Source organism: Planktotalea sp., assembly GCF_018607965.1.
GTDB lineage: Bacteria > Pseudomonadota > Alphaproteobacteria > Rhodobacterales > Rhodobacteraceae > Planktotalea.
Genome location: NZ_JABBAM010000125.1, coordinates 20,582 through 40,655, shown reverse-complemented (window position 1 = coordinate 40,655; position 20,074 = coordinate 20,582). Strand labels below are relative to the sequence as shown.

Here is a 20,074-nt window from a genome sequence, read left to right as displayed (position 1 = left end):
CTAAGGTACATCCGCAGATTGCTATCAAAACAGTTTCGATCTGACACAGGCTAGTTTTAAGCTGACGTTAATAAATTGACCCGAGGCAGGGCAAACAGCAGTACGGACCCAACGTGGTCTATCAGGTCCAACGAGGCCAAAATAAAATGAGACCCATAAAAATGTGGGCGTAGAGCAGTTTGAACTGTCTCAATCCGAAAGGTATTGAGACATGCCAGCAACCGGCGCAGGGCTAGGTTATAATACAAGTGCATCCGCGATGGCGATGGCGAACGCTATCTTTGGCGCTGGTGTTACCGTACCAAGTGCAAGCTATACAGGCGACAATCGCAGTTCTGCGATCTATTCCAATGGTGATGCACTGTCCCCAGATGCAACACTGGGTGATACAGGTGTTATTCTGTCCACTGGCCGCGCTGATCGTTTCACCCAAAGCAATGGGTTCAACAAATACCTCAACGAATACCAGCGGACCAAACAACGATTCCGATTTCAATGCCGCTGCTGGTGCGAATACTTATGATGCGTCGTTCCTAGAGGTTGATTTTACCTCAGCCACTGCCGGGTTCATGACCATGCAGTTTGTCTTTGCCTCGGAAGAGTATCCCGGATACGTCAATTCGCTCTACCATGATATGGTCGGTGTCTGGATCAATGGCGCGCAAGTCGACATGACGATTGGCAACGGGGATGCAGACCTCGGTAATATCAACGCGTCTGACAACGGCAATCTGTTCATCAACAATACCAACGATGACTACAACACCGAGATGGGCGGTTTTACCATCACCTTGTCGCTGAAAATTCCAATCGTTGCGGGAACGAACTCGATCAAGATCGGTGTCGCCGACGTTGGGGACAACAGTTACGATTCCAATTTGCTCATCGCGGCTGACTCGCTTCAAACCGTTGTTGTTGCGAATGATGACAGCGCCAATATCAATCCTAACGGATCCAAAACGATTGATGTCCTTGCCAATGACGTCAACAGCACAGGCGGCTCGCTAACTGTCACTCACATCAACGGCCAAGCCGTGATCGTTGGCAGCATCGTCACGCTTGGCTCTGGTCAAACTGTTGAGCAGAACGCAGATGGTTCTTTCACCGTTGTGGGCGATGGCGACACAGATGACGTAAACTTTGCCTATACAATCGAAAGTTCAACGGGTGAATCTGATACGGCCTTTGTCAATTTCAACATGGTGCCTTGCTTTGTTGCAGGGACATTGATCGAAACAGCAGAGGGCAAAATGCCTGTCGAAGTTCTGGAATCTGGCGATCTTATTTTGACTCGTGATCAAGGCTATCAGCCGCTGCGTTGGATTGGGCAGCGCGATGTCGATGCAACCGGCAAAATGGCCCCAATCGAAATTGCAGAAAATACCTTTGGCGAACACGGCATTCTTCGCGTCTCGCCTTTGCACCGCATCTTGATTCAAAACGAAATGGCCAAACTGCTGTTTGGGGAACCCGAAATTTTGGTTGCCGCCAAGGAACTGGTCAATGACCATAGCGTTCGTGTGCGCGAAGGCGGTTCGGTGACCTATGTTCACCTGCTATTTGACCGCCATCAGATCGTGATTTCCAACGGCCTAGAAAACGAACTTCTACTAGGGAGTGCTGCCTAATGGGTTGGCTTGCATGGAGCGGAGGCGGCGACACGGGTGCGGCGCACGCTACGATCACCCAAGAAAGTATGATCGACACAGGCGCGCTTTTCATTGAGGCACCTTTGCCCTCGGAAAAGCGTGCAGCCACACTATTGGAAGTCACAAGCGTTCACCCCGAACGGAGCTTGCTACGCATTCAATCGATTCCCGGCGCGGGTTTTTCCGTACTCATAAGTTCGGGAAAATCCGTGTTCCACGCACTTATTTCCCACACCCTTCAAGCGCGGACTGACAACTTTTGGCTCACCTTGAATTGGGATGCGACGACAGAAAATGGGTTCTTATCGATTGAACACCCTGGTGACGATGCTCTTTTCACCCGTGAACTTGCTGGCTGCATTCCCTTGCCCGGTGCCCTTATTTTAGGCGCACTGTCCCAATGCACAGCGCAGATGTTTCGCAGAATATTTCCTACATTGGCTTTCATAAAGGTGCGTTATCCGTCGGGCCGACTCCTACGCTAGATTACCACACCCCAGTTTTAACGCCTCAAGGGTATCGCAAGATCGGGGTCATGCAGCCCGGTGACACGGTTGTCAGCACGTCAGGCGATATTGTTCCCGTGCTTGGTGTTTTTAAAAAAGTCACACCAGCCTTTGGCAGCTTTGCCCCTGTCCGTTTGCGTGCGCCTTATTTTGGATTGCAATCCGATCTGGTTATGGCCGGCACACAACGTTTGATCGTTGGTGGGTCTGACGTTGAATACACGTTCGGACAAGACGAAGTCCTTATTCCAGCGCATCACTTGATCAATGGTACAGCGGCGATTGCCCAACCCTCAAAAGGAACGATGACGTATTACCAGTTGCTGCTTCCTGAAAACGAAGCGTTTGTCGCATCTGAACTTTGCTTAGAAAGTCTGTTTATTGGACGCCTACGCCGTCGCAAAGATATCTTTCGCAATACATCACTGGCCGCATTTCCCCGCAACTTGCTTCCCGAACATGCCGCCACACTTAACAAGATATTGCGTCCCTATGAAGCAATTACACTTGCCGCAATGCGAGCAGCCTAAAGTATGGCTAATTTACGGGCTTGTCGTCGAACAGTGGCGTCATTTGTGCAATAATAACTGAATTTTCATCCAGTGCTCGCTGCATCAGCTCGCGTTCGTCATCAGCGATGTCATGGCCCTCTGCCAAACGTTCCTCTAATGTGCCGTATCCCGTCACGTCCAAAGGCGCGACATCGGCCTGCTTTAGAATAGCAACTGTTTCGCGCACGGCTTCGGCTTCATCAACACCAGATGCATAAACCATTAACGCAGCGCCGCTTGATCCTTTAGGGAAACCATCACCTTCGGATCGACCTGCTTGCACCAACAATGTGAAGACAAGCTGCTTTTTACGGATTTTTTTGGGCTTTTCTGTCATAAGTTGCGACCTAACTGCTGCACTCCCTAGCGTCAAGCGTCTGGCTCGCTTGACGAAGCGACGCGAAAAAGACCAAAGTTCCACCAGCTTTCCTGAACCGATGGAACTTGCACCTATGGCCTTTTTGAAACGTATCGCGCTGACTTTTCTAACGGTGTTGTCATTTGCCGTGCCCGCAAGCGCCCAATCAGATGATACTTTGGTATTTGCCACCGTCCATCGCCCACCTTTCGTGGACACCGAGGGTGACCAGATCAAAGGGTTCAGCATCGATCTTATGCGCGCCATCGCGGATGAACTTGGTGGTAAACGGCGGCTTTGAAGAGCGCGTTCCACGTTCCACGTTTGGCCGTATCTTCGCGGTGCTTTTGGTGGTTTCCAGCCTGTTTGTCGTTTCCATTTTTGTGGCGTCCATCACCGCAGCAATGACGGTCAATGCACTTACCTCGAACGTCCAAGGTTTGCGCGATTTGGAAAACCGCCGTGTTGCGACGGTGACAGGCTCAACAAGTGCCGCGTTCCTTCAGGCGAATGGGTTGGTTTTTGCTGACTTCGCCTCACCTGACGAAATGTTTGAAGCGTTTGAGGCAGGTATCGCCAACGCTGTCGTCTTCGACGGCCCGATCCTAGCCTATTACCAACAGACCTTCGCACAAGGAAAAGCGCGCGTTCTTGAGCGCACGTATCGTCCCGAAAACTATGGAATTGTGCTCAGCAGCGGTAGCGAACTTAAGGAAGAGATAGACCAAGTTCTGCTGAAATTCCGTGTTGACGGAACCTACGATGATCTTCTGAACAAGTGGTTCAGCAATATCTACACGCCTCAGTAAAAGGCAGATGTAGATCGGCAAGAGCACCGCATTGGACGCTCTTGCCAGTTTCTCAAATTAGTCGCGTAGCAACTCATTGATGCTTGTCTTTGAACGCGTTTGCGCATCAACGCGCTTCACGATCACAGCGCAATACAGGTTCACGCCATTCTTGGATGGCATGGAACCCGCGACAACCACAGAACCTGAAGGCACTTCGCCGTATGTGAATTCACCTGTTTCGCGATCAACGATCTTTGTGGACTGACCAATAAACACGCCCATGCCCAAAACAGACCCTTCACGAACGATGCAGCCTTCAACAACCTCAGACCGCGCGCCAATAAAGCAGTTGTCTTCAATAATTGTCGGACCCGCCTGCATTGGCTCTAGAACACCGCCGATGCCAACGCCGCCAGACAAGTGAACGTTCTTGCCGATCTGTGCGCAGGATCCAACCGTGGCCCATGTGTCGACCATCGTGCCTTCACCGACATATGCGCCAAGGTTCACGAAAGATGGCATCAAAACCGCGCCAGGCGCAATAAACGCGGACTTGCGAACGATACAGTTTGGAACGGCGCGGAAACCGGCCTCTTTCCACTCGTCATCGCCCCAGCCTTTGAACTTGCTGTCGACCTTGTCCCACCAGCCGGCACCCTGTGGGCCACCCGCGTGCTGTTCCATATCCTTGATGCGGAAGCCTAGCAGAACAGCCTTCTTCGCCCACTGGTTCACATGCCAATTTCCATCAGTCTGCTTTTCAGCAACGCGCAATTTGCCGCTATCAAGCGCGTTCAATGTATCTTCGATTGCGTCGCGTTGCTCACCTGTGGTGGACGGTGAAATCGTGTCACGCGCCTCCCAAGTTGCTTCGATCGCTGTCTCTAACTGTGCATTTGACATGGGATTCCCTCGCTAAAATGAATTGGCGGCTTTAGACAACAAACTCCCTCTTGGTGCAATCATGATCGTGACTGGCAAGCTTGGCTCTGTCTCGTTAGACATAGTCCAAACAGGGCTAAGAGGATTTGAGTGATGAAAGATAACAAGAATAAGCCATTTCGCGATGCGGAAACTGATCTGGATGCGCAAGAGCAAATGCCAGACACGCCCCAAACGCGCGCACCCGCTTACAAACTTGCTTTTGCAGACGAAGATTTCTTGTGCCGCGACGAATTGCGTTCCGTGCGTTTGCAGCTCGAATTGCTCAAGCCTGAATTGATCATGGACGAACGCGGTATCGAAAGCACAATCGTTCTTTTCGGTGGCGCGCGTATTCCAGAGCCCACAAAGAAAGATACAGCACGCACCAAAACGCTGGCTGATCTGTCCAAATACTACGACCAAGCCCGCGAATTCGCACGTCTGATGACCGAAAAATCGATGAAGTCTTACGGCAAAGAAGACGTGATCGTCACAGGCGGCGGACCCGGCGTGATGGAGGCGGGCAACCGCGGCGCAATGGATGCGGGTGGTGCCTCAATCGGGCTGAATATCGTGCTGCCGCATGAACAAGCGCCGAATGAATATGTGACGCCTGATTTGTGCTTCAACTTCCACTACTTCGCGATCCGCAAAATCCACTTCCTGATGCGCGCAAAAGCAATCTGCGTGTTTCCCGGCGGCTTTGGAACGCTTGACGAAACATTCGAGGCGTTGACCCTTATCCAAACAGGCCGCATGCAGCGCATTCCAGTTTTACTGTTCGGTCGCAAGTTCTGGGAAAGCATCATCAATTGGGATGCATTGTCCGAGGCGGGAACGATTTCAGCCGAGGATCTAGATTTGTTCCGCTTTGTCGAGACCGCAGAAGAAGCGATCGATGCGATTGAAAATTGGGATGGCGCGGGCGAACGTCGCGGCGAAATTCCAGGCCGTTAAAAGGATTAAAAGATGTCTGAAAATAGCTATGAATCAGGGCGCTTGAACCTGCCCTTCGTGGGCATCTCTACCTTTGCCAAAAAGCCCTACGTCGGCGATTGGGACGCGATTGATGCGGACGTCGCGGTCCTTGGTGCACCCTTTGATTTCGGAACACAGTGGCGTCCCGGTGCGCGCTTTGGCCCGCGCGCCGTTCGCGAAGCCTCCACCCTGTTCAGCTTTGGACATGCCGGTGCCTACGACCACGAGGATGACGCCACATATCTTGGCGGCGACGTGCGGATCGTGGACATCGGCGACGCTGACATCATCCACACTAAAACCACCGAAAGCCACGCCAACATCGAATATGGCGTGCGCAAGATCTTGGACGCAGGCGCGCTGCCGGTCACGATTGGCGGCGACCATTCGATCAACATCCCCTGTATCAACGCGTTCTCGGATGTGTGCGACCGCGATGGTCCAGTCCATGTGGTTCAGATCGATGCGCATCTTGATTTCGTAGATGTCCGTCACGGCGTTTCAGAAGGCCACGGCAACCCCATGCGCCGCGCGATTGAAAAGCCCTACGTCAGCGGAATGACCCAACTTGGCATCCGCAATGTGTCCTCGACTGCGCGGGAGGGCTACGCCGATGCCCGCGCGCGCGGCTCTGATATCCTGTCTGTGCGCCAAGTACGCAAACTGGGAACCAAGGCTGTTTTGGACCGCATCCCCAAAGGCGCGCGCATTTATGTGACGATCGATATCGACGCATTCTGCCCCTCTATCGCCGCAGGGACCGGCACGCCCAGCCATGGGGGATTCCTGTACTATGATGTCCTTGAAATCTTGCAAGGTTTGGCAGAGCGCAATAGCGTCGTGGGCATTGATCTAGTCGAAGTCGCACCCGCCTATGATCCAACTGAAAGCACGCAAGTTTTGGCAGCTCAAATCCTGCTAAACTTCCTTGGCTTTATCTTTCACGCCAAGTCTAAAGCGCCCTAAACATAACCAGCGCATCGATCATCCCATCTTTGGGGTGATCAAACGCGTTAGGAAGACGCCCAACCGTTTCAAAGCCAGCGCGATTCCAGATGTCGATTGCCCGCACATTATTGGCGAGCACGAAATTGAATTGCATCGCCTTGTACGTCGCCGCTTTTGCACGGATCAAAGCGTCCTCCAACATCTTACGCGCGATGCCTTGCCCACCTGAATTCGGTGCCGTGATAAACCCGCAATTACACACGTGTGCGCCGCCCCCTTGGGTGTTGGTCTTTATATAGTAGGTACCAAGCAAGCGGCCATCGACCTCAATAACATAGCTTCCCGCATCTGCGCCCGTCCAATAGGCAAGCGCGTCATCTTGGCCAATGTCTGGATCAATCGCATAGGTATCACCCGCGTGAAATACCTGCTTTAGCATTTGCCAAAGTCCTTCGTGATCCGCCTCTGTTGTGGGCCGAATTTTCATCACCATGTCCCCTAGTGCTTGATTTGCGCTTTAAAGAACGCAAGTATATTGATATGACAGATCAATCGCCCATTCCTCTACATCCGCAGCCCGCCCAAATGCAAGTCGCGTTTCATCGCACCGAACTCGGCCCCATCATGTCGCTCTATGGGCAAATGGTTGCAGCCGGCGAATGGCGCGATTACGGGATTTCGTGCTTGCGTGAGCTTGCCGTTTTTTCCGTGTTCAAACGCACCGCTGAAAACCCGCTCTACCGGATCGAAAAGCGCCCTAAGCTACGTAACAAACAAGGGCAGTATTCGGTCGTCGGCATGAATGGTCAGATCTTAAAACGCGGCAATGATTTGAAAGCAGTGCTACGTGTTTTGGAACGTAAACTCATCCGCGCTGTCGATTAAAACCGCACGTGGCGTGTGATTTCGCCGTCCCCTTGCGCCGCAATGCGGGCCACCGCGACGTCCAAACCCTCTAGCACAACCGCCATATGATGCGCGTTGGCGTGGATCAATGTTTTGTTGTCCGCAAGCATTGCAACATGGCCCTTCCAGAACAGTAAATCACCCGCTTTGGGATTGCCCGTCGCATCACGGCCCAAGCTGCTTTCCTGCTGATCACTATCCCCAGCGCAATCCATGCCACAGGCCAGCAAAGCCGCTTGCACAAGCCCAGAACAATCGATCCCAAAGCGGCTGTTGCCACCCCAAAGATAAGGCGTCCCCAGAAACAAACGCGCCACTTGAGAGGGGCCGCGCTCCACGTCCCCGACCCCACAGATATGCTGACGTGGTACAAAACCGTGGGCGGTTTCAGCAAACCGTGCGTGCATTTCAAGAACAGTGATGTTGCTGCCAAAGCTAAGCGGCATCAAATCACGCGATTTGAAATTGGCGGCCTCATACGCTTGGCTGGAGGGCGCGTTGATCCAATGGGTCGGTGCGCTCGGGGGCTCAATTTGTGAGCCGTGGACATAGCCACAATATCCATCTTTACTGGCTTGAACAAAGGCCCAACCTGAATGCTCTTCAAGCAAACGGACACCTTCCCCCAACAACAACTGGCGATCCCGTGGGCCATTCGGTGCGCGCAAGAGATCGGCTACAGGAACCGACACCTGACGCGCCGCCCCGTTGACATAAGTATCCGCCGCGACCGTTCCACGCAGGGTTTCGCACGCGACGCGACCATTGGCAGGGGTCAGACGTGGATCGCTCATAGGTTCAGCAGTTTAGGAAGCGCTTCAAACAAGGCGCGCGCCGCCTGACCTGCGCCCCCTTTAGGGCGTGCGGGGGCAGCACTTGGTTGCCATCCATAGATATCGAAATGCATGTAGTTCGGGGTTTCTGTCACAAACCGGCGCAAGAAAAGGGCGGCCGTTATACAGCCAGCAAAGCCACCTTTGGGTGCGTTGTCCAAATCGGCAATGCCCGGTTCGATCATGCCTTCGTAAGGATCCCAGAACGGCATACGCCACACTGGATCCTGAACCGTTTTTGCCGCCGCCTCCAAAGCCTGTGCACTCGCGTCGCTTTGTGCAAAATAGGGGGCAAGGTCGGGACCAACAGCAACACGCGCTGCCCCTGTCAAAGTCGCCATTGAGATGATTAAATCGGGCGTTTCTTCATCCGCAAACGCCAACGCATCAGCCAAAACCAAACGCCCCTCAGCATCCGTGTTATTGATCTCAACGGTCAGCCCTTTGCGGGAATTCAAAATATCTTGAGGACGGAACGCATCCGCGCTGATTGAATTTTCAACGGCAGGCACAAGAACGCGCAATCGAATTGGCAAACCTTGCGACATGATCATTTTCGCAAGACCCAGAACAGCCGCCGCACCACCCATATCTTTCTTCATCAAACCCATTGAACCGCCGGGTTTGATATTTAGACCGCCCGTATCAAAACAAACCCCTTTTCCAACAAGCGTGAGAGTGGGGCCGGCTTTGCCCCAATGCAAATCAATCAAACGCGGCGCGCGTGATGCAGCCCGTCCGACAGCATGGATCATTGGGAAATTCTGATCCAGTAGCGCTTGGCCTTCGACCACCTTAATTTCAGCACCATGCGCCATCGCTAGGTCCCGTGCCGCATTTTCAAGATCAGGTGGCCCCATATCAGATGCAGGCGTATTGATCAGATTGCGGGTCAGGACTTCGCCAGCAACAATTGCTTCAAGCGTCCTCGCGTCCGCATTTTCAGGGCACTTCAACTGCGCCTGGGGGGCCTTCTGTTCGCGATATCGATCAAACGTGTACCCTGACAAAAGCCACCCGAGCAGTTCGCACTTCAAGACATCATCATCAAGTTCATCAACTAAATGGAAAGTCTGCGCAGGTAACGAAGCCCGCGCAGCACCCAACGCAAATCGGGTTCGCACACGCGCAGACGCAGTCCCAAATCCAACCAGCGCACCTTCAATTCCACCTGTTTCATTCGGCAAGACCAATGATGTGCCGAATGCACCCGTAAACCCAGATGCGTTGACCCAATTTTGAAGTCTCTCGGATTGCTTGCTCAACCAAGGGCCTAAGTCATCACAAGAGAGCAATGTTAAAGGAATGCTCGGGGCGGTCTGCAAAGCAAAAGTTAGGGACATAGGTGCGCTCTCACAAATTACGATTGCCACTAAGCTATCTGCTTCACCTTGCCCCGCAAGCGTAGAATTCAGTGCGCGCTAACTCTCGCCCAACCCCAACCTTCAATTCGTAACATCTTGTAGGTCCCAGATTGCTGTCAGGGATTGATCTGATGTCCGTATCAATCTGGCAAACGTCGCACCAAGCGCAGTCAAATTTCCAGAATCAATGCATATGACAACATCTTGGGCAACACGGGCAAGAGTATCCAAGCCGATTTGATCCGAGATTGGGATCAGTGAATGAACTGTCTTCCTTAATTCGCCAGAAGCGCCCGCACTATAAATTTTTTCACTTTGCTTTAACCGGATCGCCATTTCTTCCATCGCGCGGCAAAGCACATTGTCAGCACCGTCCTCACCAAGTCTCGTGTACAGAACTTCCAGACGGTCCGGATCAAGCCGGACACGTTCCATCGGTGCTAAAGTTGTAATTGATTGCATGGTTTCACCCCAATTCGCCCCCTCGGCATAAGTTGTATGCGCCTTGGGTCTTCCTAAAAGGTTGATGCGCGACACTCTTTTCTCTCGAAATTCGTTCAAATTCAGCGTATCGCACCCAAACAAAGAACGAATGGGACCAAAACATGAGCCACGCAAAACCGCTGCCAAGCTATCTTGTTCAACGCTATCATGGCTGGAAAGCGACGACCCACTCGGAGAACCGCGCGTGGTACAAGCGCCTCGCAACCGAAGGTCAGCGCCCACGCGCTATGGTGATTTCATGCTGTGACAGTCGCGTACATGTGACGTCTATCTTTGGCGCGGATCAGGGTGAATTTTTCATCCATCGCAATATCGCAAATCTCGTCCCTGCGTACGCCCCTGACGGCGATCATCACGGCACCTCAGCTGCTGTTGAATATGCTGTAACGGCCCTAAAAGTCGCGCATGTTATCGTGCTGGGCCATTCAAATTGCGGTGGCATCCAAGGCTGTCTGGACATGTGTACAGGCAAAGCCCCAGAGCTTGAAAAATCCACCAGTTTTGTAGGTCGCTGGATGGACATTCTGCGTCCCGGCTACGAGCGTGTCAGCAAGACACATGAGGGCGACGCGATGCAGACTGCTTTGGAAAAGGAAGCCGTCGCAGTGTCCCTTGAAAATCTCATGACCTTTCCGTTCATCAAAGAAGCTGTCGAAAACGATATGCTGACCCTGCATGGCCTCTGGACTGAGATCGGTGAAGGCACTTTGGAATGTCTTGACTCAAATACTCGGGAATTTTCTACTCTCTGATCTTTCAATCCACTAGACGCCCCCCATATCGCTAAAAGTTGAACGGCATTTTAAGTGCCGCAAAGAGGGACACTGCTCATGGATATCTTCTCGCTTACTGCTGAAACACTGGTAACGCCGATCGTTTTGTCGTTCGTTCTGGGTCTGTTTGCAGCGCTCGTGCGATCCGATCTTAGCATCCCAGAAGCCATCGCCAAAGGCATGTCGCTGTATCTGTTGTTCGCGATTGGTTTCAAAGGTGGCGTTAGCCTAGCCGATCATGGCATCGACCTAACGCTCGGCCTAACACTACTGGCTGGCGTCATCCTCTCCGCCCTCATCCCCCTCATCGCATACGCAATCCTGCGCGTCTTAAGCGGCCTCAGCGCACTTGATGCAGCGGCAGTCGCGGGGCACTACGGATCAATCTCCATCGTGACCTTCGTCGCCGCCACTTCGGTCCTTGAAAGCCAAGGCATCGCATATGACGGCTACATGGTTGCCGTTGCCGCCGCGATGGAAGCGCCTGCTATCCTCTCCGCACTTTGGCTCGTTACGCGCTCCAAGGGCGGCGGAACGATGGAACCCGGACTATGGCGTGAAATCATGCTGAACGGCTCAATTGTACTGCTGATCGGCGCATTCTTGATCGGCATGATTACAGGCGAAGAAGGCTTGAAAGAAATCGCACCACTGGTCATCGCACCGTTCAAAGGCGTGCTCTGCCTGTTCCTTCTCGATATGGGTATCATCGCGGGTCGTGGCCTGCGCAAAGGACGCGGCGTGCTCGACGCAGGCGCGCTGGCCTTTGGCATCATCATGCCCATCTTGGGCAGCCTGATCGGTCTAGGAACCGCCGTCCTAATCGGCCTCCCCCTTGGCTCTGCGTTGCTCCTCATGGTGCTCAGCGCCTCCGCCTCCTATATCGCCGTCCCCGCTGCCATGCGCGTGGCCTTGCCAGAGGCGAACCCATCCATCTACCTCACGCTGTCCCTTGGCGTGACGTTCCCCTTCAACCTAGTCCTAGGCATCCCGCTCTACCTCGCGCTTGCCACTGCCGTGATCGGAGGCTGACCTGATGCAAACCCACAAAGCAAAACGCGTCGAAATTACGATTGAAAAGATCATGCTATCCCGCCTGACCGCGGCCATCGAAAAGGCGGACGTGACCGGCTATTCCGTCCTGCCTGTGTTCGGCGGTTCCGGTAAATCCGGCGCATGGACACGCGAAGGCAGCATCGGACGCGGCGACGGCATGGTCCAAGTCATCTGCATCATCCGCCCCGACCGTCTGGACACGCTTTTAGACGCCGCATTCGCAGTGGTCGAACGCCACATCGGGGTTGTGTCAATTGTTGATTGTGAAGTGCTGCGCGCAGAATTGTTCTAAAACGCAGAAACTTTCGCGCGACGCCGCTCTAATATAGAAATCTGATGGGTCAACGATTGGCTTTCTAAAACCAAAAGTGTGCGCTGACATACATCTTGTTCAGCGATAATCTCGCTTCCAATGTCTTGAATACGCGATTTGAGTTCGTTAATTTCTTCGGTGTACTCATGATATTGAACGCCAACGGAATGTGCCGCTTGTAGCGCCGGTATTTGGGCAGCGGGACAAACTGCACTAAGCGCCCGACCGTTACGGCCCTCAGAATACGCCTTTGAGGGAACGCAATAGGCTGGCAAGCCACGCTGTCGACCCTGTTCCGAAACGCTTTGAACTGGCACTACACCTGTTTTCTCGCAGGCCTTAACATGGCGTTGCAGGAACGCACTGGTCTTCCCGTTAGTGCCGTCCCTAAACCCAATCTCATCCCAGTTTCCACTTAAGCATTCATCTTTGGATAACGACGCGCAGCCCGCTAATGCGAAGGCCAAACCGAAAGCTAAAATGATACGCATGTGAAGTCCTTGCAGAGAATTGTGTGCTGCTGATAAGCGCAATATGAAGAGTGTTGTGCAATATCAATCAGTTTCACATGCGCCCAAAGAAAAACCCCACCTTGCAAAAGACGGGGTTTTCCTAATTCTCTGAACGTGGGCTTAGCCCTTCTTAAGGACCCTATTCCCCAGCGTCTCTGCGATCTGCACAGCGTTCAACGCCGCACCTTTGCGCAGGTTGTCAGACACGCACCATAGGTTCAGGCCATTATCAATCGTGCTGTCCTGACGGATGCGCGAAATGAACGTTGCGTAGTCGCCAACGCACTCAACGGGTGTGACGTAGCCGCCGTCTTCGCGCTTGTCGATGACCATGATGCCGGGTGCTTCACGCAGGATGTCACGGGCTTCATCTTCGTCCAAAAAGTCTTCGAATTCGATGTTAATCGATTCAGAGTGACCCACGAAAACAGGCACACGCACACAGGTTGCAGTAACCTTGATATTTGGATCAATGATCTTCTTGGTTTCCGCGACCATCTTCCATTCTTCTTTGGTCTCACCGCTATCAAGGAATACGTCGATATGCGGGATCACGTTAAACGCAATCTGCTTAGTGAACTGCTTTGGTGGCTTGTCATCTGTCGGATTGTAGATCGACTTGGTCTGATCCCACAGCTCGTCAGCGCCGCCTTTGCCAGCACCAGAAACCGATTGGTACGTGCTTACGACAACACGCTTGATGCGCGCGCGGTCATGCAAGGGCTTTAGCGCGACAACCATCTGCGCAGTAGAACAGTTAGGATTCGCGATGATGTTCTTCTTGGAATAGCCGTGGATCGCCTCTGGGTTCACTTCTGGAACGATCAACGGAACGTCCGGATCGTAACGATAAAGCGACGAGTTATCGATCACAACGCAGCCAGACTTCGCAGCAACAGGCGCGTATTTCTTGGTGGCGTCAGAGCCAACCGCGAACAAAGCGATGTCCCATCCCGTGAAATCAAACGTGTCCAAGTCTTTCGTCTTCAACGTTTTATCACCAAAGCTGACTTCCGTGCCCATGGATTTACGGCTTGCCAAAACGGCAAGCTCATCCACTGGGAACTTGCGTTCATCCAGGATGTTCAACATTTCACGGCCCACATTGCCTGTGGCGCCAACGACGACGACTTTATACCCCATGGGGTCTCTCCTCTACGGGTTGTGATGACGCGCATGTGCGCACCAACGGGGCCGCTATACGCCTATCGCACCCATTGGAAAAGGGGCGAAGCGCTGCGCTGCGGCAACGATGAAGTATGTGTGACTTTAATCGATGCGATCTTCGCTGAAGGCATAGATCAAGATGCCTATCGCCAACATGGCAGCAAAAAACAGAAAGATCGTCTGATAGGGATCAGCGACGTTCGCTGCAGTCGGCGAAAGCGAGGCATGCATACGCCCCGATATGACCTGCCAGATGCCCACACCGCCAATACCAAACAGGTTCATCAAGGTCACCCCGCGCCCCGCCAAATGCGCAGGGACAAACGCGCGCCCATGCGCCATGAGCAACGGAAAAGACACGCCAAAGAAACCGGCCGCCGCGAACAACGCAACCGCGCTCCAATACCCTTGCGCAATGCCAAGACCCAGCAACAATACAAACAGACAAGCCATCGCGTTGCCGACCAATGCCACCCATTTGCGCGTGCCAAAGATGCGATCCAAAGGCCCGTATGCAAATGTGCCCACGATCATCGCACAGCCCATCCACAGGCTCGCAATTCCAGCATTCCCACCGAATACATCCGTCACGTATGGCCCAATCCACAGCCCGCGCATCGCACCCGCAGGTGCGTAATAAACCAACATCAAAGGGAAGATGAACCAAAGCGCACGGATCTTGAACAGATCCAGCACCGACCCCTTAAGATCCCCCCCAACCGCAGGCGGATCTTTGATCACGATCCACAAACCAACCGCAATCAGCACGGTGACACCTGCCAACACCCATAACGTCTCACGCCACCCGAACACGTCCACGGCCCATGTCAAAGGAACAGATCCCGCAAGGTTCCCAAGCGATCCAACCCCGATCATAATCGCCCCAAGCGTGGCGAACATTTTTGCGGGATACATGCGCGCAAACACAAAAAAGCTCGCCATCAAGACAGGCGCGCAACCAATACCGATCAAAAGCATCGCAATATTGATATGCTGGGGTGTCGTTGCCATGGCAAAGACCGCCGCACCACCTGCCCCACCCAGCAACAAAAGAAGTGCCGTGGTGCGACGCGGCCCATGCGTATCCAGCGCCCAACCGACAGGTATTTGCATCGCCGCAAAAGACAGAAACCAAAGTCCGGACGCCGTCGCCAACATATCAGGCGTCGCGCCTAAATCTGCGCCAAGTACATCCGTGAGAACCGCAAGAAACGCGCGATAAAATTGGCTAAGAATATATGCCAGACACAACAGGAAAAGACCCAAATTCATTTCTTAGACCCTTTCATCAGCCAACTCGACCTGAGTGGCAGATAAGCCGTGCATCGACAAGCCTACGCCCAATTCACCTTTTCCAAATATCCCGGGGAGCGCGAGGGGCTGGCCCCTCGCCTACGTCGGATTGCAAATGCAATTCGAAATCAAACGTTATCTTCACCCAACTTCGGCGAAGGACGATCCAGGTCTAATTCAGCGTCCGAAAACACGAACGGCGACCGCATCGACGGGATACCGTCCAACTCAATCTGCATCCCACGCGCCTTGATCTGTGGATCGTTCAACATTTCACCCATGTCATTGATCGGACCAGCAGGCACACCATGTGCCTCACAAGCCGCAAGCAACTCAACCTTCGACATTAATGACGTACGTTCCGTCAACAAACGTGTCATCTCATCACGATTGGCAATGCGATCTGCGTTGGTTGCAAAACGTGCTTCAACACCCATCGCCTCAACCCCCAACAACAAACACAATCTCTGGTACTGCGAGTCATTACCTGTCGCGATAATGATATGCCCATCGCTACAATCAAACACTTGATACGGCGTCAGGTTCATATGCGCGTTGCCCATCATGCCGGGTGCGTCACCCGTCGCAAGATAGTTCATCGCTTGATTGGCCGTCACAGAGGCCGCAACATCCAGCAAGGACATATCAAGATGCTGACCTTTGCCCGTCGTATGACGCTGAAACACTGCCGCCAAAATACCAGACACAGCATAAACACCGGTAAAAATATCCGTGATCGCTACGCCTGATTTCTGCGGCTGACCACCGGGTTCACCCGTGATGGACATCAAGCCAGACATCCCTTGGATAATAAAATCATACCCCGCGCGATGCGCGTAAGGACCCGTCTGACCAAAGCCCGTCACAGAGCAATAAATCAGCGTCGGAAATTCTTGTTTCAAAGTCGCGTAGTCAAGGCCGTATTTCGCCAAACCACCAACCTTGAAGTTCTCAATCAGAATATCCGCATCCGCCAAAAGCGCCTTTAGCTGCGCTTGACCCTCAGACGTGCGAAAATCAATTGTGACGGACTTCTTACCGCGATTGCAGGAATGAAAATATGCCGCTGATGTATCGCCCTCACGTTCAATGAACGGTGGGCCCCAACGGCGTGTATCATCCCCCTCAGGCGCTTCGACCTTCGTCACATCTGCGCCTAGATCAGACAAAGTCTGGCCAGCCCAAGGGCCAGCCAGTATGCGCGCCAATTCGACGACTTTTAGGCCTGTGAGCGGTGCGCTCATTCAGCCAATTTTTCGTCGATGATCGCAGAGAAATCCGCATAATTCATGTTGGAATACGGCTCACCATTGATCAAGAAAGACGGGGTCGAACGGACATTATCACGCTCGGCGTTCTCTTGATACCAAGCAACCATGGCCTGTGCTTTATCTGCGTCCGCAAGGCATGCATCCAGCATTTCATCGTTCATGCCACCCTTAAGACCCAGCTTGCGCAATTCAGCAACGATTGCCGCAGGATCGCCCGCACGCGACCAAAGCGACTGCTCTTTATAAAGCAAATCCGTCATGCCGAAAAAGCGATCAGGCCCAGCGCAACGTGCGATCATGGATCCCCACAGACCAAAGCGATCAAAGTAAACTTCGCGATAAACGAACTTCACCTTATTTGTATCGATGTAATCCTTCTTGAGATCCTTAAACGGACCCGCGTGGAATGACGCACAATGGGGGCAAGTGAACGATGCATATTCGATAATTTCGACGGTCGCATCAGCGTCGCCGAGAACCATGTCTTGGATTTCGCTTTCCTGCGCGGTTGCCATGCTCAGGCTAAATAGAACCGCTGCTGCGGTAGTGACGAGGGTGCGAAGCATTCGGCTTCTCCTTAATTTTGGGATTTTGTTAATACATTTTGCGCAAGCCGTTCAAGGGCAACGCGCAAGTCATCACTTTTTACACCGCCCGCAGATTGCGCGGCAGCTGCTTTGATTTCGGGTGTGGGTTCTGCTTTTTTGGGTGTCACTGCGCGTTCAAACACAGCGCGCCCTTCTGCGAAACCTGTGGGGGCTGTCTGTGTGATGCGCACGCGGCTGATCGCGTTGTAGCCATAAACGGCGTTCACTTTGGCACGGATCTGTTCCTTTTGCATTTCGACCATCGGCGCATTCGAACCAGTGGTAAGAATGGTCAACGATGCGCCAAACCCTTGGCGACCGTAGCTGACATTCACGGGGCGCGCGATTTTGGCAATATCGTCCCCAACCACTTCTTCCCAATGTGTCAACAAACGCGATTGCGCAAAGCCACGCGATTCCGACGCCTTGCGAATGCGCTGGGTCAAAAGGCTAGACGTCAAAGCGAAACCTTTGGAAGGGGGGCGGCGTGGTGCCATAGAATCTGTCCTGCCTTGCATTTTGTGTGCTCCCGCTATCTTAGAGTGCCAAGCGCTGCGTGCCAGCAAAACCGAACAAATGGATGTATAAACATTGCGTGATGCCGTCGATCCCTTAGCTATTCTGGAGTGGTATGATCGCAACGCGCGCCCCATGCCGTGGCGCGTCAGTCCTGCGGATCGTCGCGCTGGCGTGCTGCCTGATCCTTATCGCATCTGGATGAGCGAAGTGATGTTGCAACAAACCACTGTCGCAGCGGTTAAAGAATACTTCCTACGCTTCACGGCGCGCTGGCCCACTGTCACTGATCTGGCTGCTGCCAAAGACGCAGATGTCATGGGCGAATGGGCTGGCCTTGGGTATTATGCCCGTGCGCGCAACCTGCTGAAATGTGCACGCGCGGTTGCGGATGAACACGACGGCATCTTCCCGACAACGCGCGACGGTCTTTTGGAACTACCCGGCATCGGCCCCTACACCGCCGCCGCAATTTCTTCGATTGCCTATGATCTGCCAGAGACAGTTCTGGATGGAAACGTCGAACGCGTGATGTCGCGGCTCTATGATATCCACACGCCACTGCCTGCGGCTAAACCTGAATTGATGACGGTTGCCGAGGCTTTGACACCAATCGCGCGCCCTGGTGATTACGCGCAAGCTGTAATGGACCTTGGTGCAACGATCTGCACGCCCAAGAACCCCGCGTGTGGGATTTGCCCGTGGCGCGCGCCTTGCTTGGCACGACAGGCAGGAACGCATCTTGAACTTCCCAAAAAGACGCCAAAGAAACCCAAACCCGTTCGTCGCGGAATTGCCTATGTCGCGCGCCGCGTGGATGGCGCGTATCTTTTGGAAACCCGTCCTGAAAAAGGACTACTTGGCGGGATGCTCGGGTGGCCTAACAGTGAATGGATAGGGGGTGATCCAAGCCAAGCCGAACCGATCAAGGCCGAGTGGAAAACCCTGAACGAAGAAGCGCGCCACACGTTCACGCATTTTCATTTGCGTTTGGTTGTGAAGACCGCTCTTGTTCCAATGGATCGTGCCTCAAAAGTTGGTGATTTCGTGGAATTGGAAGACTTTCGCCCATCCGATCTGCCTACCGTGATGCGCAAAGTCTTTGATTTATCGACTGGCGGCTCTAAAATAATATCAAAGATATCCGCGAGGAGTAAACCCAAATGATATCGTCCGAGACTGCCGCAAAATTTCAAGCAGCCTTGCCATTCTGGGTGTCTTTCTTACTGATCCCTGCAATCTGGCTCGCTGCGTTCGCGGGTGGATGGTGGGTTCTGATCATCCCCGTACTGACGTGGTATTTGTTCACGGCGCTCGACCTTGTGACCGGGCTTAATCTTGAGAACGTCGATGTCGAGACGGACAATGCTCAACTCACTTGGTACACGCTTGTCACCAACCTTTGGGTCCCCGTTCAATTTCTAACAGTCTTTGGACTGATTTATTACGTCGGCCAAGCCGAACATCTTGGAACGTGGGAAAAGATCGGCCTGTTCTTCAGTGTCGGTACTGCGACCGGAACGATTGGGATCAATTATTCACACGAGTTAATGCATCAAAAGAACAAACACGAACGACAGTTGGGTGATATTCTGCTTGCCATGGTTTTGTATTCACATTTTCGCTCAGAACATTTGTTGGTGCATCACCGCTATGTTGCGACGCCACGTGACACTGTTACAGCGCGCTATAACGAAGGTTTCCATCGATTCTTTCCCCGTGTTTTGCGCGAAAGCTGGCATTCCGCATTCAGTGCAGAAAAAGCAATGCTTGCGCGCAAGGATTTGCCCTGGACCGATCTTTCCAATCCTTTCTTTCAATATTGAGGACTACAGGCGGCATTTTTGATACTCGCCTTGGTCTTAGGCGGGTGGTCTGGTCTTGCCTTGTTTATGTTCCAATCCTTTGTCGCGATATGGCAATTAGAATTGGTCAATTACGTTGAGCACTATGGTCTAACGCGCAAGCATCTTGGCGATGGGAAGTACGAGCATGTGCAGCCGCGCCATTCATGGAATGCAGCGCAAAAAGCCTCAAATTGGGTATTGATCAATTTGCAGCGTTATTCGGATCATCACTACAAGCCTGACCGTCGATTTGCGTTGTTACAGAATTATGCTGAAGCAGACGCGCCGCAGCTTCCTTGTGGGTATCCTGCCATAACTATGGCCGCACTGTACCCGCGTCTTTGGAAGCGCATCATGAATCCACGTGTGCCGCGTTGGCGTGATATGTATTACCCCGAAATCACCGATTGGCGCGCGTAAAATAAGG

General features: G+C 53.0%; 25 protein-coding genes and 1 pseudogene. 14 read left to right on the top strand and 12 right to left on the bottom strand.

Features of this window, described 5'->3' with window-relative positions; translation table 11 throughout:
• Window positions 1–211: 211 nt before the first annotated feature.
• The 4 genes from QZ279_RS11865 to QZ279_RS11850 are packed head-to-tail and all read left to right on the top strand — an operon-like array spanning window position 212 to window position 2,685.
• Complete coding sequence (locus QZ279_RS11865; RefSeq protein ID WP_293451114.1) at window positions 212–523, top strand: choice-of-anchor L domain-containing protein; 312 nt, start codon at window positions 212–214, stop codon at window positions 521–523.
• Window positions 438–1,628 (top strand): Hint domain-containing protein, encoded by a 1,191-nt coding sequence (locus QZ279_RS11860; protein ID WP_293451112.1) that lies wholly within the window; start codon window positions 438–440, stop codon window positions 1,626–1,628. Before QZ279_RS11865 ends, QZ279_RS11860 begins: the two co-directional genes overlap by 86 nt.
• Complete coding sequence (locus tag QZ279_RS11855; RefSeq protein ID WP_293451110.1) at window positions 1,628–2,134, top strand: hypothetical protein; 507 nt, start codon at window positions 1,628–1,630, stop codon at window positions 2,132–2,134. The genes QZ279_RS11860 and QZ279_RS11855 overlap by 1 nt, the downstream gene beginning before the upstream one ends.
• The gene (locus QZ279_RS11850) at window positions 2,050–2,685 is read left to right on the top strand and encodes a Hint domain-containing protein (RefSeq protein ID WP_293451108.1); all 636 of its coding nucleotides are present in this window, start codon (window positions 2,050–2,052) and stop codon (window positions 2,683–2,685) included. The genes QZ279_RS11855 and QZ279_RS11850 overlap by 85 nt, the downstream gene beginning before the upstream one ends.
• 7 nt (window positions 2,686–2,692) lie before the next feature.
• Here the strand turns inward: QZ279_RS11850 and QZ279_RS11845 are convergent, their stop codons facing one another.
• Complete coding sequence (locus tag QZ279_RS11845) at window positions 2,693–3,043, bottom strand: hypothetical protein (protein ID WP_293451106.1); 351 nt, start codon at window positions 3,041–3,043, stop codon at window positions 2,693–2,695.
• Window positions 3,044–3,143: 100 nt separating this feature from the next.
• Between QZ279_RS11845 and QZ279_RS11840 the strand changes: the two genes are divergently transcribed.
• Both QZ279_RS11840 and QZ279_RS11835 read left to right on the top strand, forming a co-directional pair.
• The gene (locus tag QZ279_RS11840) at window positions 3,144–3,365 is read left to right on the top strand and encodes a hypothetical protein (RefSeq protein WP_293451104.1); all 222 of its coding nucleotides are present in this window, start codon (window positions 3,144–3,146) and stop codon (window positions 3,363–3,365) included.
• Window positions 3,337–3,873, top strand: a complete 537-nt coding sequence (locus QZ279_RS11835; RefSeq protein WP_293451102.1) for a transporter substrate-binding domain-containing protein — start codon at window positions 3,337–3,339, stop codon at window positions 3,871–3,873. The genes QZ279_RS11840 and QZ279_RS11835 overlap by 29 nt, the downstream gene beginning before the upstream one ends.
• A 57-nt stretch (window positions 3,874–3,930) precedes the next feature.
• On the opposite strand, the gene dapD is transcribed toward QZ279_RS11835, so the two are convergent.
• Complete coding sequence (gene dapD, locus QZ279_RS11830; protein ID WP_293451100.1) at window positions 3,931–4,758, bottom strand: 2,3,4,5-tetrahydropyridine-2,6-dicarboxylate N-succinyltransferase; 828 nt, start codon at window positions 4,756–4,758, stop codon at window positions 3,931–3,933.
• Between the two features lie 132 nt (window positions 4,759–4,890).
• Here dapD and QZ279_RS11825 point away from each other — a divergent pair, with 132 nt between their 5' ends.
• Together QZ279_RS11825 and speB are read left to right on the top strand one after the other, a co-directional pair.
• Complete coding sequence (locus tag QZ279_RS11825; RefSeq protein ID WP_293451098.1) at window positions 4,891–5,736, top strand: TIGR00730 family Rossman fold protein; 846 nt, start codon at window positions 4,891–4,893, stop codon at window positions 5,734–5,736.
• Between the two features lie 12 nt (window positions 5,737–5,748).
• Complete coding sequence (speB, locus tag QZ279_RS11820) at window positions 5,749–6,723, top strand: agmatinase (RefSeq protein WP_293451096.1); 975 nt, start codon at window positions 5,749–5,751, stop codon at window positions 6,721–6,723.
• On the opposite strand, the gene QZ279_RS11815 is transcribed toward speB, so the two are convergent.
• Window positions 6,710–7,192 (bottom strand): GNAT family N-acetyltransferase, encoded by a 483-nt coding sequence (locus tag QZ279_RS11815; RefSeq protein ID WP_293451094.1) that lies wholly within the window; start codon window positions 7,190–7,192, stop codon window positions 6,710–6,712. The two genes, speB and QZ279_RS11815, sit on opposite strands and share 14 nt — an antisense overlap.
• A 53-nt stretch (window positions 7,193–7,245) precedes the next feature.
• On the opposite strand from QZ279_RS11815, the gene QZ279_RS11810 reads away from it, so the two are divergent.
• Window positions 7,246–7,590, top strand: a complete 345-nt coding sequence (locus QZ279_RS11810) for a DUF2794 domain-containing protein (protein ID WP_293451092.1) — start codon at window positions 7,246–7,248, stop codon at window positions 7,588–7,590.
• Here QZ279_RS11810 and QZ279_RS11805 read toward each other — a convergent pair.
• The 3 genes from QZ279_RS11805 to QZ279_RS11795 form a co-directional block, all read right to left on the bottom strand.
• Window positions 7,587–8,405, bottom strand: coding sequence for an NlpC/P60 family protein (locus tag QZ279_RS11805; protein WP_293451090.1), 819 nt, complete (start codon window positions 8,403–8,405; stop codon window positions 7,587–7,589). The two genes, QZ279_RS11810 and QZ279_RS11805, sit on opposite strands and share 4 nt — an antisense overlap.
• Entirely contained in the window at window positions 8,402–9,787 is a 1,386-nt protein-coding gene (locus tag QZ279_RS11800) for a M17 family metallopeptidase (RefSeq protein WP_293451088.1), read from the bottom strand. The genes QZ279_RS11805 and QZ279_RS11800 overlap by 4 nt, the downstream gene beginning before the upstream one ends.
• A gap of 102 nt (window positions 9,788–9,889) precedes the next feature.
• Window positions 9,890–10,270 carry a hypothetical protein gene (locus QZ279_RS11795; RefSeq protein ID WP_293451086.1) on the bottom strand — a complete coding sequence of 127 codons (381 nt, stop codon included), beginning with the start codon at window positions 10,268–10,270 and terminating at the stop codon, window positions 9,890–9,892.
• A gap of 143 nt (window positions 10,271–10,413) precedes the next feature.
• On the opposite strand from QZ279_RS11795, the gene QZ279_RS11790 reads away from it, so the two are divergent.
• The 3 genes from QZ279_RS11790 to QZ279_RS11780 all read left to right on the top strand — a co-directional run bounded on the left by QZ279_RS11790 (window position 10,414) and on the right by QZ279_RS11780 (window position 12,433).
• Window positions 10,414–11,064 carry a carbonic anhydrase gene (locus tag QZ279_RS11790; protein WP_293451084.1) on the top strand — a complete coding sequence of 217 codons (651 nt, stop codon included), beginning with the start codon at window positions 10,414–10,416 and terminating at the stop codon, window positions 11,062–11,064.
• A gap of 78 nt (window positions 11,065–11,142) precedes the next feature.
• A complete protein-coding gene (locus QZ279_RS11785; RefSeq protein ID WP_293451082.1) occupies window positions 11,143–12,117 on the top strand; it encodes a sodium-dependent bicarbonate transport family permease in 975 nt (324 codons plus the stop codon).
• Window positions 12,118–12,121: 4 nt separating this feature from the next.
• Window positions 12,122–12,433, top strand: a complete 312-nt coding sequence (locus tag QZ279_RS11780; RefSeq protein WP_293451080.1) for a transcriptional regulator — start codon at window positions 12,122–12,124, stop codon at window positions 12,431–12,433.
• Here the strand turns inward: QZ279_RS11780 and QZ279_RS11775 are convergent.
• The 6 genes from QZ279_RS11775 to QZ279_RS11750 form a co-directional block, all read right to left on the bottom strand.
• A complete protein-coding gene (locus QZ279_RS11775) occupies window positions 12,430–12,945 on the bottom strand; it encodes a DUF2799 domain-containing protein (RefSeq protein ID WP_293451078.1) in 516 nt (171 codons plus the stop codon). The two genes, QZ279_RS11780 and QZ279_RS11775, sit on opposite strands and share 4 nt — an antisense overlap.
• A 141-nt stretch (window positions 12,946–13,086) precedes the next feature.
• Window positions 13,087–14,109: an aspartate-semialdehyde dehydrogenase gene (locus QZ279_RS11770; RefSeq protein WP_293451076.1), complete on the bottom strand. Its 1,023-nt coding sequence runs from the start codon at window positions 14,107–14,109 to the stop codon at window positions 13,087–13,089.
• 126 nt (window positions 14,110–14,235) lie between these two features.
• Window positions 14,236–15,405: an MFS transporter gene (locus QZ279_RS11765; protein WP_293451074.1), complete on the bottom strand. Its 1,170-nt coding sequence runs from the start codon at window positions 15,403–15,405 to the stop codon at window positions 14,236–14,238.
• 149 nt (window positions 15,406–15,554) lie between these two features.
• Window positions 15,555–16,670: a CaiB/BaiF CoA-transferase family protein gene (locus QZ279_RS11760; protein WP_293451072.1), complete on the bottom strand. Its 1,116-nt coding sequence runs from the start codon at window positions 16,668–16,670 to the stop codon at window positions 15,555–15,557.
• Window positions 16,667–17,263 (bottom strand): DsbA family protein, encoded by a 597-nt coding sequence (locus tag QZ279_RS11755; RefSeq protein ID WP_293451070.1) that lies wholly within the window; start codon window positions 17,261–17,263, stop codon window positions 16,667–16,669. The genes QZ279_RS11760 and QZ279_RS11755 overlap by 4 nt, the downstream gene beginning before the upstream one ends.
• Before the next feature lie 11 nt (window positions 17,264–17,274).
• Window positions 17,275–17,781 carry a DciA family protein gene (locus QZ279_RS11750; protein WP_293451068.1) on the bottom strand — a complete coding sequence of 169 codons (507 nt, stop codon included), beginning with the start codon at window positions 17,779–17,781 and terminating at the stop codon, window positions 17,275–17,277.
• 94 nt (window positions 17,782–17,875) lie between these two features.
• Here QZ279_RS11750 and mutY point away from each other — a divergent pair, with 94 nt between their 5' ends.
• Complete coding sequence (gene mutY / locus QZ279_RS11745) at window positions 17,876–18,967, top strand: A/G-specific adenine glycosylase (protein WP_293451066.1); 1,092 nt, start codon at window positions 17,876–17,878, stop codon at window positions 18,965–18,967.
• Window positions 18,964–20,067, top strand: a pseudogene (locus QZ279_RS11740) (alkane 1-monooxygenase). Before mutY ends, QZ279_RS11740 begins: the two are co-directional and overlap by 4 nt.
• Window positions 20,068–20,074 lie beyond the last annotated feature (7 nt).